General features: G+C 62.1%; 13 protein-coding genes. 8 read left to right on the top strand and 5 right to left on the bottom strand.

Features of this window, described 5'->3' with window-relative positions; translation table 11 throughout:
• Positions 1-384 precede the first annotated feature (384 nt).
• From ACERK3_02945 to mtnP, 7 genes are all read left to right on the top strand, one after another.
• The gene (locus ACERK3_02945) at positions 385-2166 is read left to right on the top strand and encodes an N-acetylglutaminylglutamine amidotransferase (GenBank protein MFA9477246.1); all 1782 of its coding nucleotides are present in this window, start codon (positions 385-387) and stop codon (positions 2164-2166) included.
• 50 nt (positions 2167-2216) lie between these two features.
• The gene (ngg, locus tag ACERK3_02940) at positions 2217-3962 is read left to right on the top strand and encodes an N-acetylglutaminylglutamine synthetase (GenBank protein MFA9477245.1); all 1746 of its coding nucleotides are present in this window, start codon (positions 2217-2219) and stop codon (positions 3960-3962) included.
• Positions 3963-3990: 28 nt separating this feature from the next.
• Positions 3991-5178 carry an osmoprotectant NAGGN system M42 family peptidase gene (locus tag ACERK3_02935; GenBank protein ID MFA9477244.1) on the top strand — a complete coding sequence of 396 codons (1188 nt, stop codon included), beginning with the start codon at positions 3991-3993 and terminating at the stop codon, positions 5176-5178.
• Positions 5179-5283: 105 nt separating this feature from the next.
• Positions 5284-6858 (top strand): ABC transporter substrate-binding protein, encoded by a 1575-nt coding sequence (locus ACERK3_02930; protein MFA9477243.1) that lies wholly within the window; start codon positions 5284-5286, stop codon positions 6856-6858.
• 109 nt (positions 6859-6967) lie between these two features.
• Complete coding sequence (locus ACERK3_02925) at positions 6968-8008, top strand: arginine N-succinyltransferase (GenBank protein ID MFA9477242.1); 1041 nt, start codon at positions 6968-6970, stop codon at positions 8006-8008.
• 41 nt (positions 8009-8049) lie between these two features.
• The gene (gene astD / locus ACERK3_02920; protein MFA9477241.1) at positions 8050-9522 is read left to right on the top strand and encodes a succinylglutamate-semialdehyde dehydrogenase; all 1473 of its coding nucleotides are present in this window, start codon (positions 8050-8052) and stop codon (positions 9520-9522) included.
• 46 nt (positions 9523-9568) lie between these two features.
• On the top strand, positions 9569-10474 hold the full coding sequence (gene mtnP / locus ACERK3_02915) for an S-methyl-5'-thioadenosine phosphorylase (GenBank protein ID MFA9477240.1): 906 nt from the start codon (positions 9569-9571) through the stop codon (positions 10472-10474).
• Positions 10475-10550: 76 nt separating this feature from the next.
• On the opposite strand, the gene ACERK3_02910 is transcribed toward mtnP, so the two are convergent.
• The gene (locus ACERK3_02910) at positions 10551-10763 is read right to left on the bottom strand and encodes a carbon storage regulator (protein ID MFA9477239.1); all 213 of its coding nucleotides are present in this window, start codon (positions 10761-10763) and stop codon (positions 10551-10553) included.
• A gap of 187 nt (positions 10764-10950) precedes the next feature.
• Positions 10951-11214: a NifU family protein gene (locus ACERK3_02905; protein ID MFA9477238.1), complete on the bottom strand. Its 264-nt coding sequence runs from the start codon at positions 11212-11214 to the stop codon at positions 10951-10953.
• Between the two features lie 209 nt (positions 11215-11423).
• Between ACERK3_02905 and ribB the strand changes: the two genes are divergently transcribed.
• Positions 11424-12713: a 3,4-dihydroxy-2-butanone-4-phosphate synthase gene (gene ribB, locus ACERK3_02900; GenBank protein MFA9477237.1), complete on the top strand. Its 1290-nt coding sequence runs from the start codon at positions 11424-11426 to the stop codon at positions 12711-12713.
• A gap of 321 nt (positions 12714-13034) precedes the next feature.
• Here ribB and ACERK3_02895 read toward each other — a convergent pair whose 3' ends face one another.
• From ACERK3_02895 to hpf, 3 genes are all read right to left on the bottom strand, one after another.
• A complete protein-coding gene (locus ACERK3_02895; GenBank protein MFA9477236.1) occupies positions 13035-13307 on the bottom strand; it encodes an HPr family phosphocarrier protein in 273 nt (90 codons plus the stop codon).
• Positions 13308-13358: 51 nt separating this feature from the next.
• The gene (locus ACERK3_02890) at positions 13359-13835 is read right to left on the bottom strand and encodes a PTS sugar transporter subunit IIA (GenBank protein MFA9477235.1); all 477 of its coding nucleotides are present in this window, start codon (positions 13833-13835) and stop codon (positions 13359-13361) included.
• A gap of 138 nt (positions 13836-13973) precedes the next feature.
• Positions 13974-14285 carry a ribosome hibernation-promoting factor, HPF/YfiA family gene (hpf, locus tag ACERK3_02885; GenBank protein MFA9477234.1) on the bottom strand — a complete coding sequence of 104 codons (312 nt, stop codon included), beginning with the start codon at positions 14283-14285 and terminating at the stop codon, positions 13974-13976.
• Between the last annotated feature and the right edge of the window lie 15 nt (positions 14286-14300).

The raw sequence follows: 14300 nt of genomic DNA, 5'->3' as shown, positions 1-14300 counted from the left end.
GTTTTGAACCAGCTTTACAATTTGATGCGCTCGGCTTGGCCGCTACAATGAGATTCGTTTCGAGTGATTTTTCGCTTTTGATGATACGTCAGCGCCTTGTGCAGGAATGCCCCGGCCTGACGTCAGCGTCGGCGGCGGAAGCAAACGCCGAGGTGGGTCCGATGCGACAGACAAGGCGCAATCGCAGGTTGCCGCCACGCCCGACACGGTCAACATCCGTGCAAGGCCAACCCACCGTATTCACTTTCGCAACCCTCTCGTGCCTCGGCTGGCAGTGTCAACGCCCGCCGCGGTCGGCGTTAGCGTTGCAATCAATACTCTCGCGCCCGGCCCGCCACTGCAGCGGCGAATCACGGGCGTTCACCAGAAAGGACTGACACCAACGTGTGCGGTATCTGCGGCGAACTCTCTACCAACGGCAATGCTTCCTCCGCGACGCTCGTGGCCAACATGTCCGACCGGATGCACCGGCGCGGGCCCGACAGCGGCGGCATGTTCCTCCAACAAGGCGTTGCGCTCGGCCATCGGCGATTGAAAATCATCGACCTCTCCGATGCCGCGAGTCAGCCGATGATCGACAGTCAACTCGGGTTGGCCCTCGTGTTCAACGGGTGCATCTACAACTACCCCGACTTGCGAAAGCAACTGGAAAAGAAGGGCTATCAGTTTTTCTCGCGCTCTGACACGGAAGTCATCCTTAAGGCCTACCATGCATGGGGCGAAAACTGCGTCGAGCGGTTTAACGGCATGTTCGCCTTCGCTGTCGCCGAGCGCGACTCCGGCCGAGTGTTCCTCGCCCGTGACCGCCTGGGCATCAAACCGCTTTACTACACGCGCAACGCATCCAACTTCCGCTTCGCCTCGTCATTGCCCGCGCTGATCGCGCCGGGCGGTGTTGACACGAGCATCGACCCGGTTGCCCTGCACCACTACATGACTTTCCATGCCGTCGTGCCCGCGCCGTACACGATCCTCAAGGGCGTCCGCAAGCTCGCGCCCGCCACGACGATGATGGTCGAGCCCGACGGCAGCCGAACGGCCCGGCGATACTGGACGCCCAACTTCAACCCCGACGCTGAAGAACGCAAATACTCCAAGGAAGACTGGAAGCGTCGCCTGCTGCATGAACTGGGTGAAGCCGTCGACCGTCGCATGATTGCCGACGTGCCCGTGGGCGTGCTGCTGTCCGGTGGACTCGACTCCTCGCTTGTAGTCGGCCTGCTGCACAAGCACGGCCAGGAGCACATCGAAACCTTCTCCATCGGCTTCGAAAGCGTCGACGAAGAAGAAGGTGACGAGTTCAAGTACTCCGACGTGGTCGCCAAGCGGTTCGAAACGCGACACCACAAAATTGTCGTTGACGCCAAGGGCACGCTCGACAACATGGACGGCTGCGTCGCCGCGATGAGCGAACCCATGGTCAGCCATGACGCGATCGGGTTCTACCTGCTCAGCGAACGTGTCTCCAAGCACGTCAAGGTCGTGCAGTCCGGCCAGGGCGCGGACGAAATCTTCGGCGGCTATCACTGGTATCCGCCCATGATGAAGTACAAGGGCAACAACCCCGCCGAGGCTTACGCGAACGCCCTGTTCGACCGCGACCACAATGAGTTCAAGGAAGCGGTGCACCCGAGCATGTATGGCGAAGACCACAGCCGGGCGTTCGTCGAAAAGCACTTCGCCCAGGAAGGCGCGGATCTGCCGATCGACAAGGCGCTGCGCATCGACACGACCATCATGCTCGTGGACGACCCGGTCAAGCGGGTGGACAACATGACGATGGCGTGGGGCCTGGAGGCGCGCGTGCCGTTTCTGGATCATCAGCTCGTCGAGTTCGCCTCGCGGATCCCGGCGGAGCTGAAAGTGAAAGATGGGGGCAAGTACATTCTCAAAGAAGCGGCCCGGGATGTGATTCCGTGGGAAGTCATTGATCGGCCGAAGGGCTATTTCCCTGTACCCGCGCTAAAGTACCTGCGAGGCCCGTACCTGGATCGGGTGAAGGACATCCTGAACCAGCCGGCGGCGCGCGATCGGAATATTTTTGATGCGGACTACGTCGACACGCTGCTGGCTGACCCTGAGTCGCATATCACACGATTGCGCGGCTCGAAGCTGTGGCAGGTGACGCTGCTGGAGTACTGGTTGCAGAAGCACGGAATTTCATAAGCGGGCACGGGTGCAGGAGCCCTTACCCCTTCAGCCGAAGGTTGAACCACATGTCACGCCGACACGCACAAGAAGGCACGCATCGCCTCGGCCAAGCCAGCGGACCCTCGCTGCGCAACTGGCAGAAGCCCACCGCGCCGGACGTCAAGCAGATGAAGGCCGACGCCTGGGTCGACATGGGGTGGGGCCGACTGTTGTTCGGCCACACATTCCAGTCCAACCAGCACCTGGTGGACGAGCTCTGCGGCGAATCAAAGGGCAAGCGTGACGTTGCGCTCTACCTGCGCGATCCACATGTCGTGCTGTCCATGGCGCCGCATCGGCTGTTTATGGACCCGTCACATACTTACCGCATCCTCGCCCACAACTATCGGCCGAGCAGTCGACTGCCGCGCGGGTTCACCATCCGCCGTATCCGCACCCGCAAAGACGCGGAAGCGGTTAATCGCATTTACGCGACCTGGCATATGGTCACCTGCAATCCCGACTTCATGCTGGATAAAAACGCATCGCGGCTGCGGACGTACCTCATCGCCGAGTCGGAGGATACCGGGCAAGTCATCGGCACGGTCACCGGCGTCGACCATGTCGAAGCGTTCAACGATCCGGAAAAGGGTGCGAGCCTGTGGTGTCTCGCCGTCGACCCGCAAAGCCAGGTGCCCGGCGTCGGCGAGTGGATGGTACGCCACCTCGTTGAACACTTTTTCACACGCGACCGAGGGTACGTCGACCTTTCGGTGATGCATAACAATTCGCAAGCGATCGCCCTTTACGAAAAACTCGGGTTCAAACGCGTGCCGGTGTTTTGTGTCAAGCACAAGAACCCGATCAACGAGCCGCTGTTTACGCCGCCCAAGCCTGAGAAGGAACTGAACCCGTACGCGACGATCATCATCGATGAAGCGCGGCGGCGCGGCGTGACCGTGGAAGTGCTCGACGCGGACGCTGCGTACTTTCGGATGCACCTCGGCGGCCGAACCGTCACCTGCCGGGAATCGCTGACGGACCTGACGACCGCGATCGCGATGAGCCGATGTGATGACAAGCGCGTTACGCAGCGGCTGCTCGGCAAGGCGGGCCTGAAAGTGCCCGCCAATCAGCCGGCGGGTGAGCGTGAGCAAAACCACGCGTTTCTCAACCAATGTGAGCGCCTGGTGGTCAAGCCGGCTCGAGGTGAACAGGGCGCGGGCATCAGCGTCGACATCAGCACGCCTGAAGAGGTCGACAAGGCGGTCGATCTGGCCCGCTCGGTGTGTGAAGACGTGCTGCTCGAACAGTTCGTCGAAGGCGAAGACCTGCGTGTGATCGTGATCGACAACGAGGTGATCGCGGCGGCGGTACGCAAGCCGCCGGTGATCACCGGCACGGGTCAGCACACGATCTTGCAACTGATTGACAAATACAACCGCCGACGAGCCGCGGCGACGGGCGGCGAAAGCAAAGTGCCGCTGGACAACGAGACGAAGCGGTGCGTGAAGCTGGCCGGCCATGAGATGGACGACGTGCTGCCGTTGGGCGAGTCGATCCGCGTCCGCAAGACAGCCAACCTCCACACCGGGGGCACGATCCATGACGTGACCGACCAACTGCACCCGGACCTCGCGCGGGCATCGCTCGCGGCGGCCGAGGCGTTGGAGATTCCCGTCGTGGGCCTGGACCTGATGGTTCCGGACGTGGCGGGTAGCGCGTATCATCTAATTGAAGCCAACGAACGGCCGGGGCTGGCCAATCACGAGCCGCAGCCCACGGCTGAAAAATTCCTCGACTTCCTGTTTCCCCAGACCGTGCCTCATTGATTGACAGACCTTAGAACGACGAATGCCTATGAATTCACGCACCGCTGCCCAAACGCCCCGCCATGCCCCCGAGCTCAACAAGCTGCCCGTGGATCGCGGCTACCTCATCAGTACGCTGCTGAAGCTGCTCGCGATCCCCAGTCCGTCGGGATACACCGACAGTGTGGTGCATTTCGTCGGCGAGGAATTGCAACGCCTCGGCGTGGATTTCGAACTCACGCGACGCGGCGCAATCCGCGCCACCGTGCCCGGCCGCAAGCGCAAACCCAACCGCGCGGTGGTCGCCCACCTCGACACGCTGGGAGCGATGGTCAAGCACGTCAAGCCCGACGGCCGCGTGAGCGTGGTGCCGATCGGCACGTGGTCGAGCCGCTTCGCAGAAGGCGCTCGTGTCACGATATTCACCGACGAAGGCAACCATCGCGGCACGATCTTGCCCAACAAGGCCTCGGGCCACGTGTATGACAAGGAAATCGACACACAGCCGGTCGCATGGGACAACGTGGAGATCCGCCTGGACGAACACGTCAGCCGCGCGGTCGACGTTGCGGAAATTGGCATCGGCGTGGGTGACTTCGTCGCGATCGACCCCCAGCCGGAGGTGACGGACAACGGCTTCATCGTTTCTCGCCACCTGGACAACAAGGCCGGCGTCGCCTGTCTGCTCACCGCGAGCAAGGCGATTCTTGAAGCGGGCATCGAACTGCCGATCGACTGCCACCTGCTGTTCACCATCTTCGAAGAGGTGGGCTCGGGTGCGTCCGCGGTGCTGCATCGCGACGTGGCGGAGATGGTCAGTATCGACAACGCCACACCCGCGCCGAACCAGAGCTCGACCGAGCACAACGTCACCATCGCGATGAAAGACAGCTCCGGGCCGTTCGACTATCACCTGACGCGCAAGCTACTGGGGCTTTGCCGGTCGCACGGCATTCCACACGGGCGCGACGTGTTCAAGTTTTATCGATGCGACGCGGCCTCGGCGGTGGAGGCGGGCAACGACATTCGCACGGCCCTGATCTGCTTCGGCGTCGATGCCTCGCACGGCTGGGAACGCACGCATCTTGACTCGCTCAATGCGCTGACCGACCTGATCAGCCTGTACATGCAAAGCCCGGCCGCCGTCGAACGCGACCGCATGGAACTCGGCCCGCTCAAAGGCTTCCCCGATCAGCCGACCGAAGCCCCGCCTGTGCCGGAGAGACAGCACGACTGACGATCGCGGTTTTATTGGGGAATTTGCTCGGGGCGTGCGCAAGGCGGACGCGCTCCGCGGTGCTTCGCGGCTAATATTGAAAGTTGACTCACCCCACGCGATATCATGAAACATCATTCCCCCCTGCTGCTGCTGATGTTCGCTTTGCTTCTGTCCGCCTGCGGCGACGGAGGCGTTGAGCATGTTGAAATCGAGTTCGACGATACGCAACGTGAAGCCCAGCGGCCGGCCGATCCGCAAACGGGCGGCGAGCTGACCATTGCGATCCAGGCCGACGGCTCGACGCTTGATCCGCATCAGGCGCAGGACGCCGGCTCGCGTCGCCTGACCGAGAACATGTACAGCACGCTGATGCGACTGTCGCGTGAGTATCCCGAGATTGAGCCGGACCTGCTGGCCGAGTATGAGCAGCTCGACGACGGCCGAAGGTATCGGTTCCGCCTGCGCGAAGATGCGTACTTCGGCGTGTCGGGGCGCAACGTCACAGCGGAAGACGTGGCGTATTCGCTCCAACGTCTGATCGACTTGGAAACCGGCACGGCACTGGTGGGGTTGGCTTCCATGGACGTGGTGGACACGTATACGCTCGAAGTGCATTTCGAAGAGCCGAATGCTGCGCTGCTGAACTACCTCGCACTGCCGACGTACGCGATTGTCGACCGGGAGGTGGTGGAAGCCAACGACGGCGACCTCTCGCGTGCCGACGCGGGCTCGGGGCCGTTCCGTCTGGTCGAGTGGCGGCGGGACGATCGGCTCGTGCTCGAAGCGGACCCGAACTACTACGTCGACGGTCTGCCGCGGCTGGCGCGTGTGGTGTATCGACCGATTCCGGAAGAGCCCAGCCGGGTGATCGCTCTGGCGAACCGGGAGGTTGATGTGGTGCTCGACGTGCCGACGCAGCAGCTTGCGCGCATCATCGACGAAGCACATGTGGTGATCGAGTCGACGCCGGGCACGTTCTGGGAGTATGTGGGCATCAACACGGAGCGCGGCCCGCTGGCCAGCGCCCACGTACGGCAGGCGATCGCGCACGCGATCGACCGCGACGCCATCAACCGCGCCGCCCGCTTCGGCTACGCCACGCCATTGACCGCTGGCCATTTGCCGCCCGATCACTGGGCTTACCTCGACGAGGTCATGTACGAGCAGGCCGACCTTGAGAAGGCGCGGGCACTGCTGTCCGAGACCGATTACGCCGACGGCTTTGACGTGGAGATGATCGTCAACACAGAAAACCAGTCACAGCTTCGCGCTGCGGAAGTGGTCGCGAACATGCTTCGGCCGCTGAACATCAACGTCACTGTGCGCAGCATCGAGCGGGCCACCTTCTTCAGCCGACTCGGTGATGGCGATTTCGAAATGACCGTGGTCGGCTGGGTGGGCCTGTTCGATCCGGACGAGTGGACCTATCCGATTTTCCATTCCGACGGTCAATACAACCAGCAGGGCTACACCAACGGCACGCTGGACGACCTGCTCGAGCGTGGCCGACGAACGATCGATCGCGACGAACGCGCGAGCATCTATCGCGATGTGCAGCGGCTGATCGCCAGCGAGTCGCCGGTGCTGTTTTTGTATCTGAATGACCAGATTACGGGATATCTCAGTGACGTCTGGGACTTCGATGTGCACCCCACCGCCACAACCATTTCCCTTCGCGAAACGTGGTTGGATCGCTGACAATCAGCGTGCATCACCACGCAGGCGACACGGATCGCGGCAATAACCGTTGGCGGATGTCGACTTTGCACCTGGAATTCGCCGATAATATCAGCAGGAGTCGACGTGCATGCTGCTGATTCGGCCGGTCATACTTGAAGACGTGGACGACCTGGTGACGCTGGCGCATCACACAGGCTTCGGCCTCACCACGCTGCCACGCGACCGGGCGATGCTCGAACGGCGAGTGCGCGATTCGCTTCGCGGATTTGAAAAGCTCGAATCCGATCCACCGCGCGGCGAGTCGTACCTGTTCGTGATGGAAGACCTATCGACTCACAAAATCGTCGGCACGAGCGGCATGGTGTCGAAAGTCGGCGGCTTCGAGCCGTTCTATGCGTACCGCATTGAGACAAGCGTGCACGAATCGCAAACGCTCGGCGTACGCAAGGAAATTCCGACACTGCACCTGCTGCTCGACCATGATGGGCCTTGCGAGATCGGCAGCCTGTTCCTGCACCCTGACCACCGTCGCCACGGCAACGGGCGAGCGCTGTCGCTGGTGCGGTTTCTCTTCATGGCGGACCATGCGAGCCTGTTCGATCCGGTGGTGATCGCGGAGATGCGAGGCGTAATCGATCGCGCGGGCGGCTCTGCGTTCTGGGACGCGGTGGGAAAGCACTTTTTCGACCTCGATTTTCCCAAGGCCGACTACCTGAGCATTGTGAACAAACAGTTCATCGGCGACCTGATGCCCAAACACCCGATCTACATCCCCCTCCTTCCGCCCGAAGCGCAGGCGGTGATCGGCCAAGTGCACGACGAGACGCGGCCGGCCAAGCGCATTCTTGAGTTGGAAGGGTTTCAGTTCAGTGGCATGGTTGATATTTTCGAGGCCGGCCCCGTCCTGCGCTGCGAGCGTGACGCGATCCGCACGGTGCGCGACAGTCAGCTGACGCAGGTGCGCGATATAACGGACGACGCGGTGGAAGGTCCGATGCACCTGATCAGCAACACACGGCGGGCGTTTCGCGCATGCCACACCGCATACGCGACCAATGGGCAAGGCCTGGTGCTGCGACGCGAAATCGCCGAGGCGTTGGAAGTCGAGCCGGGCGACAGCGTACGTCACCTGCCGCTGCACGCGCCCGAGCCGACGGGGGCGGCCTAGAATCGAGCGTCCCGTTAGCCGACAAGCGACGCGGAGCGATCATGCACAGCCACTTGATAGACAACCAATGGCAAGTCGGCTCAGGCCAGCCGTTCGCATCATTGAACCCCGCGACGGGCGAGATCGTGTGGCAGGGCCGAGCGGCAACCAACGCTGAAGTAGCCACAGCCATCGCGTCGGCTCGATGCGCCGCCCCCGCATGGGCCGCGCGGCCGCTGGATGAGCGCATCGTGCTGTTGCGAAACTTTGGCAAACAACTCGAAACGCATCGCGAGGCAATCGCTGAGGCAATCAGCCTGGAAGTAGGCAAACCACGCTGGGAAGCAACCGGCGAGGTCGGCACGATGCTCGCCAAAGTGCCCACGACAATCGAAGCGTATCATGATCGACTTCGTGAAGCCGAAGTTGATCTCGGCACGGCACGGGGCGTCACACGCCACAAGCCACACGGCGTGCTCGGTGTGTTCGGCCCGTTCAACTTCCCCGGCCATCTGCCCAACGGCCACCTCGTACCCGCCCTGCTCGCAGGTAATACCGTCGTATTCAAGCCCAGTGAGCACACCCCGCTCACCGCACAACGCATGGTTGAACTCTGGCTCGATGCCGGTCTGCCCGAAGGCGTCGTCAACCTCGTGCAAGGCGGCCGAGAGACTGGCATCGCGCTGACCGAGCACACCGGCCACGACGGCCTGCTGTTCACCGGCAGCCTGGGCACGGGTGTGGCGCTGCGATATGCCATGGTCGACAAGCCGGAGAAAATCCTCGCGCTGGAGATGGGCGGCAACAACCCGCTGCTGGTGCATGAAGTCAACGATCTGGACGCAGCGGCATACATGACCATCCAGTCGGCCTACGCGACGGCGGGACAGCGATGCACCTGCGCCCGTCGGCTGATCGTGGTCAACGACGAGGCAGGCGATCGCTTCGTTGAACGGTTGACCGACATGATCGGCCGCGTGCGCATCGGCGCGTACACCGACGACCCCGAACCCTTCGCAGGGCCGGTGATTTCATCAGCCACGGCGGATCACTTGCTCAACGCGCAAGTAGCGCTGATCGATGGCGGCGCTCAGCCGATCGTCGAGATGCGCCGACTCAACGGCAACTCAAACGCCATGCTCTCGCCAGGCCTGCTCGACGTTACGCCCATGAAGCAACGAGACGACAACGAACTGTTCGGCCCCCTGCTGCAATTGATCCGCGTGCCCGACTTCGAAGCCGGCATCGCCGAGGCCAATCGCACGGCCTACGGCCTCGTCGCGGGTCTGCTATCCAACAACACCGATCGTTACGACCATTTCTACCAACGTGTCCGCGCAGGCCTGATCAACTTCAACCGCCCCACCACCGGCGCCAGCGGCAAGCTGCCGTTCGGCGGCGTCGGTCGAAGCGGGAACCATCGTCCCAGCGGCTACTTCGCCGTCGACTATTGCACGTACCCCGTTGCCTCGCTGGAAAGCGATGATTTGACCATGCCCGACAAACTCCCGCCGGGCATCGACGCGGAACGTTAACCGGAGCACTCTGACGTCTGCGCGTGCGGCGGTTATCATGCCGGGCATGACTGATACCCCCCTGCGAATCGGCATCATCGGCGGCACCGGCCTCGGCGACGCGCTCGGCGCGGAAGCCGGCGAAACACGCGAACTCGACACGCCGTTCGGCAAGCCCAGCTCGCCCATCACACTCACGCAATGGCATGGGGTGGAGATCGCCATCCTTCAGCGCCACGGGCCCGGCCACGTGTTCAACCCCACCCACGTGCCCTACCGCGCGAACATCCACGCGTTGAAAAGCCTCGGCGTCACACACGTGCTCGCCAGCGGCGCAACCGGCTCGTTGCAGGAACACATCCAGCCGGGCCAACTTGTCATTGCCGACCAGGTCATCGACCGCACGCATCGCCGCGCGAAGACGTTTTACGAGCATGCGGCTGTGCACGTGGAGTTTTCCGAACCGTTCTGTCCGGTGATGCGACAATGGCTGCTCGCCGCGGCGAAGCGGCTTGACAGTGATGTGAAAGTGCACGACGGCGGGACGTACGTCTGCATGGAAGGGCCTGCCTTTTCGACCAAGGCCGAGTCGCATATGCATCGGCAAATGGGCGGCGACCTGATCGGCATGACCTGCATGCCCGAAGCGAAGCTCGCGCGGGAAGCGGAACTGGCGTATGCGTTGATCGCGATGCCGACCGACTATGACTGCTGGCGGCCACACACTTCCGACCAGCCGGTGCAGGCGTTGCTCGAAGAGATCATGGGCAACCTCAAGCGGGCGACGACGGCCAACATCTCGCTCATGAAGGCAGCGCTCAGCGACGTCACCCTGCTCTCGCAGCAGCCGAGCCCGGCCCATGATGCGTTGAAGCTGGCGATCTGGTCCGACAAGTCGAAACTCGACCCCGCCGAGGTGGAACGGTTGTCGGTGTTGTGGGGAAGGTACTTCGAGCAGGCGGAGGTGGGGTGATCTTCGATTGGCGAGTGAGTTTAAGTGCGGTCGGCCGCACGCCAGATCGCCAATCAACCATCAATACGGCAGACTGTTACTTCCTCGCCCCTTCGTCACGGGGCTTGCCCTCGGGGTTGCGTGCCTTCTGCTCGGCGAGCTCGCGGCGGTTGATTTCCACGTCATGCGGGAAGTCAAAGCCGAGGCGAACCTTGTCGCCATGGACTTCAACCACGCGGATCACGCCGATTGGATTTTTCGGGTCGCCGATGACAACTTCTTCACCGACGCGTCGGGTCAATGCGAGCATGCGGGTTCAACCTCCTGTCGCCGTGCGATCGCGTCGGGTTGACGCGATGGAACATCCCTGTACACAACCCGGCCCACATTGATCCGTGCGCCCGGCGAACACCGGCCTGACGCAGCAAAGATTGATGGAGCATGGTCCCCTACCGCCGTTCCCGCCCCCGATAGCATCGACCAACGGACAAGCCGGCTTAAGGCACTTGCTCGACGGCGACAACTTCGGGCACCTTCTCGCGGACGTTGCGTTCGATACCCATCTGCAACGTCATCGAGCTGGAGGGGCAGCCCACGCACGCCCCGTGCAGCCGAATCTTGACCACCCCCTCGTCCGTGACTTCGACCAGTTCCAGGTCGCCGCCGTCGGACTGCACCGCCGGGCGAATGCGGTTCAGCACGGCGTTCACCCGTTGGTGCACGCTGGCCGCGTCGTTGGATGAGGAAGGCGGTGTATTCATACCTCGTCCCGAGGGAAAAACCGGGGCAGTTTCGTGAAAGTCCAATCCTCATGATATGCCCCATCGGTCATTTCAACAATCCCGCCCCAATGTCGGCCGATCAATGGGGCGGCAGGTCCGATTACCATGGCCTGCGTTGCCTCGGCAAGAGGGCACGGCGCGACCACCTCATCACCCGGCCAGCACGACGGCTCAACGCAGAAGCCGATATGATGGGACCCTTTACGATTGCCGATAGCGAAACAGGCGACGCTCGCCAGAGGCATACCTCCGCCGCCGGGCGTCATTTGATACCGGAAGTGCTCACATTGGATTCAATTGCAGATATTTTGAGCGACCTCAAGGCCGGCCGCATGATCGTGCTCGTCGACGACGAGAAGCGCGAGAACGAGGGCGATCTCGTCTGCGCCGCAGAGCACGTGACGCCGGAGCTGGTCAATTTCATGCTTCGCGAGGGCCGGGGCATGATGTGTGTCGCGCTTGAGGGCGAGATTTGCGATGACCTCCAACTCGAGCCGCAGGCCCGCATCAACACCAGCCAGCGCAGCACGGCCTACACCATCACCGTCGACGCCGCCGCCCGCTTCGGCCTGACCACCGGCGTCAGCGCTGCCGACCGCGCGATCACCATCAAAACCCTCATCGACCCCAACACCAAGCCCGTCGACCTCGATCGGCCCGGACATATGCAGCCGCTGCGCGCCCGCGACGGCGGCTGCCTCGTCCGTGCCGGGCAGACCGAAGGCTCGGTCGATCTGTGCAAGCTGGCGGGCCTGCGCGCCGGCGCGGTCATCATCGAGGTCATGAACGAAGACGGCACGATGGCACGTCGGCCCGAACTCGAAGCACTGTGCAAAAAGCACAGCCTGAAAATGTGCTCCGTCGCCGACGTGGTGCACCATCGCCTGGAACGCCAGCAACTCGTCGAGCGTATCGAGACGCTGCCGTTCGACTCAGCGTTTGGCCACTTCAATCTGATCGCCTACCGGTCGCTGGTCGACCCCCTGCCGCACATCGCATTGACCTGCGGCGATGTGGGGCAGCTCGACGCGGCGGGCAACCTCATCACCAGCGACCAGCCAACACTTGTGCGGATGCACAGCCAGAACCTGCTCGGCGACGTGTTCGAAGATGTGACGCAACCCTCTGGCCAAACGCTGCGGCAGTCGATGCGGATGATCCAGCAGGCCGGCCGAGGCGCGATCGTCTATCTCCGCCACGAGGGCGCGGGCAAAGGCCTGCTCAAACGGCTACAGACCGCCTACCGCACGAAGCGCGAGGCCGACGACGCGGCGGAACACGTGCAACTTGGTGATTCACACCCCACGCCCGGCATGATGCCGCCGATGAACAAAGGCGCGTACGGCATCGGCTGCCAGATCCTTCGCGATCTCGGCCTGCACAAGCTGCGGCTGATTACCAATCACCCGTTCACGCCCACGGCGCTCAGCGGATTCGAATTGACCATTGACGGGTTCGTGCCGCCAACGCAGAGGTGAAAGCCGATCACTACCGCCGTGAGGTCATCGAATATGCCAGGAAAAGCATTGCCACGCCCACGAGTAGAGATCCGATGAAAAGATGGGTGAGAATTTCGATCGCCCAGTAACCCGGTTCATTCACGTGGCCGGAATGCATGTGTACACGAACGGTTCGCGACGTCGGGCCAATCGTGCTCAGTGGCAGGACAAGCAGTAAAAGCACAAGACTGCCGAGGGCGGTTGTGAAGCTGACCACGGTTGCCTGCCATAGCAGGGCGAAGTCGCCACGGTGACTTGGGCGACGAAGGCATCGCGCTTCCCCTCACGCTTGAAAGAAAGTCATTCTTCATCAAACTTGCTGTCGACCAGTTCACACAAAGCGTGGATGGCCTGCTCTGCATCAGGGCCTTGAGCGGAGATGTCCAGTTGCGTGCCCTGCGTGGCGGCGAGCATCATCATCTGCATGATGCTCTTGCCATCGACTTCCTGCTTGCCTTTGCGGACGCGGATGTCCGAGCCGAAGCCGCTGGCCATGTCCACGAACGACATCGCCGGCCTGGCATGCAGGCCAAGACGGTTCTGGATCGTCACTTTGGCCTCGGCAGTCTGCACGTCAATAATGCTCCGCAAGGCGGGGGAAGGCGGAGGGCTATCCGCCAACACTCAGCCAGTCAGTTGCTGGGCGTCGGCTTCCTGAATCAGATCTTCGATTTCCTCGCGCGTCGTCGACTGGCGAAGGAAGCGGCGGAACGTGTCCTTCTGCAGGTTGGAGAAAATGTTCTCCATCGCCTGAAGGTGTTCGTCCGGCTTGTCCTTGGGTGAAAGCAGCAGGACGATCGAGTACACCGGCGCCTTGTCCAGCGCGTTGAAGTCAACGCCCTTTTGACTGACACCGATACCCGCAGCCATCTTCTCGATGCGCTCGTGCTTCACGTGCGGCACGGCGACGCCCTTGCCGAAGCCCGTCGAGCCGTGCTTCTCGCGTTCGACGATCTGCTGAATCAAGTCGTCACGCAGGTCGGCGGGGGCAGCGCCGTTGGCGATCAGCGCATCGATCATTTCGATGATCGCATCATCGCGGTCGGTGGCTTTCAGGTCAGCGATGATCGCATCCGTCACGAGAAAATCGTGCCACTTCATGATCGTTCAGTCCTCACTTCGTAAGTTGCTACGTCCAGCACAGCTGCCCCGGCAGGGCCGCTTACAACGCCATCGCCCCTCACCGCCACCCCGCGACAGCCTGAACAATGTAGCGGTTTTATCACTTCGCCGCACCGCTCAGCGCGAGGGCTGACGTTTGCGATCCTGAATCTTTTCCTTGTGGTCGGTCAGTTGACGTTCCATCTTGTCCGCCGTCTCGTCAATGCAGCCGTAGAGATCTTCACCCTTTGACTTCGCAACGAACGCTTCGTGATGTTCCACATGCACGATCATTTCCACCTCATACTGGTGGTTTTCGCGCTTGTCGGCCACAACGTCGATCGCCTGCACGCGGTCGAAATAGCGCGGCATCTTGCCCGCCTTCTCGATAGCGTAGTCGCGAATCGGGTCGGTGATCTCAATGTGCTTGCCGCTGACAATAATTTCCATAATTTTTACTCCGCA

Source organism: Phycisphaerales bacterium AB-hyl4, assembly GCA_041821185.1.
In the GTDB taxonomy this organism is placed as follows: domain Bacteria; phylum Planctomycetota; class Phycisphaerae; order Phycisphaerales; family Phycisphaeraceae; genus Natronomicrosphaera; species Natronomicrosphaera hydrolytica.
This window is presented reverse-complemented; position numbering and strand designations above follow the sequence as displayed.

Bases quoted from the DNA above. Each gene is read 5' to 3' on its own strand.
- ACERK3_02925 (MFA9477242.1), top strand. From the start codon at position 6,968: ATGCTGCTGATTCGGCCGGTCATACTTGAAGACGTGGACGACCTGGTG.
- ACERK3_02930 (MFA9477243.1), top strand. From the start codon at position 5,284: ATGAAACATCATTCCCCCCTGCTGCTGCTGATGTTCGCTTTGCTTCTG.
- ngg (MFA9477245.1), top strand. From the start codon at position 2,217: ATGTCACGCCGACACGCACAAGAAGGCACGCATCGCCTCGGCCAAGCC.
- hpf (MFA9477234.1), bottom strand. From the start codon at position 14,285: ATGGAAATTATTGTCAGCGGCAAGCACATTGAGATCACCGACCCGATT.
- ACERK3_02890 (MFA9477235.1), bottom strand. From the start codon at position 13,835: ATGAAGTGGCACGATTTTCTCGTGACGGATGCGATCATCGCTGACCTG.
- ACERK3_02935 (MFA9477244.1), top strand. From the start codon at position 3,991: ATGAATTCACGCACCGCTGCCCAAACGCCCCGCCATGCCCCCGAGCTC.
- ACERK3_02905 (MFA9477238.1), bottom strand. From the start codon at position 11,214: ATGAATACACCGCCTTCCTCATCCAACGACGCGGCCAGCGTGCACCAA.
- mtnP (MFA9477240.1), top strand. From the start codon at position 9,569: ATGACTGATACCCCCCTGCGAATCGGCATCATCGGCGGCACCGGCCTC.
- ribB (MFA9477237.1), top strand. From the start codon at position 11,424: ATGATGGGACCCTTTACGATTGCCGATAGCGAAACAGGCGACGCTCGC.
- astD (MFA9477241.1), top strand. From the start codon at position 8,050: ATGCACAGCCACTTGATAGACAACCAATGGCAAGTCGGCTCAGGCCAG.
- ACERK3_02910 (MFA9477239.1), bottom strand. From the start codon at position 10,763: ATGCTCGCATTGACCCGACGCGTCGGTGAAGAAGTTGTCATCGGCGAC.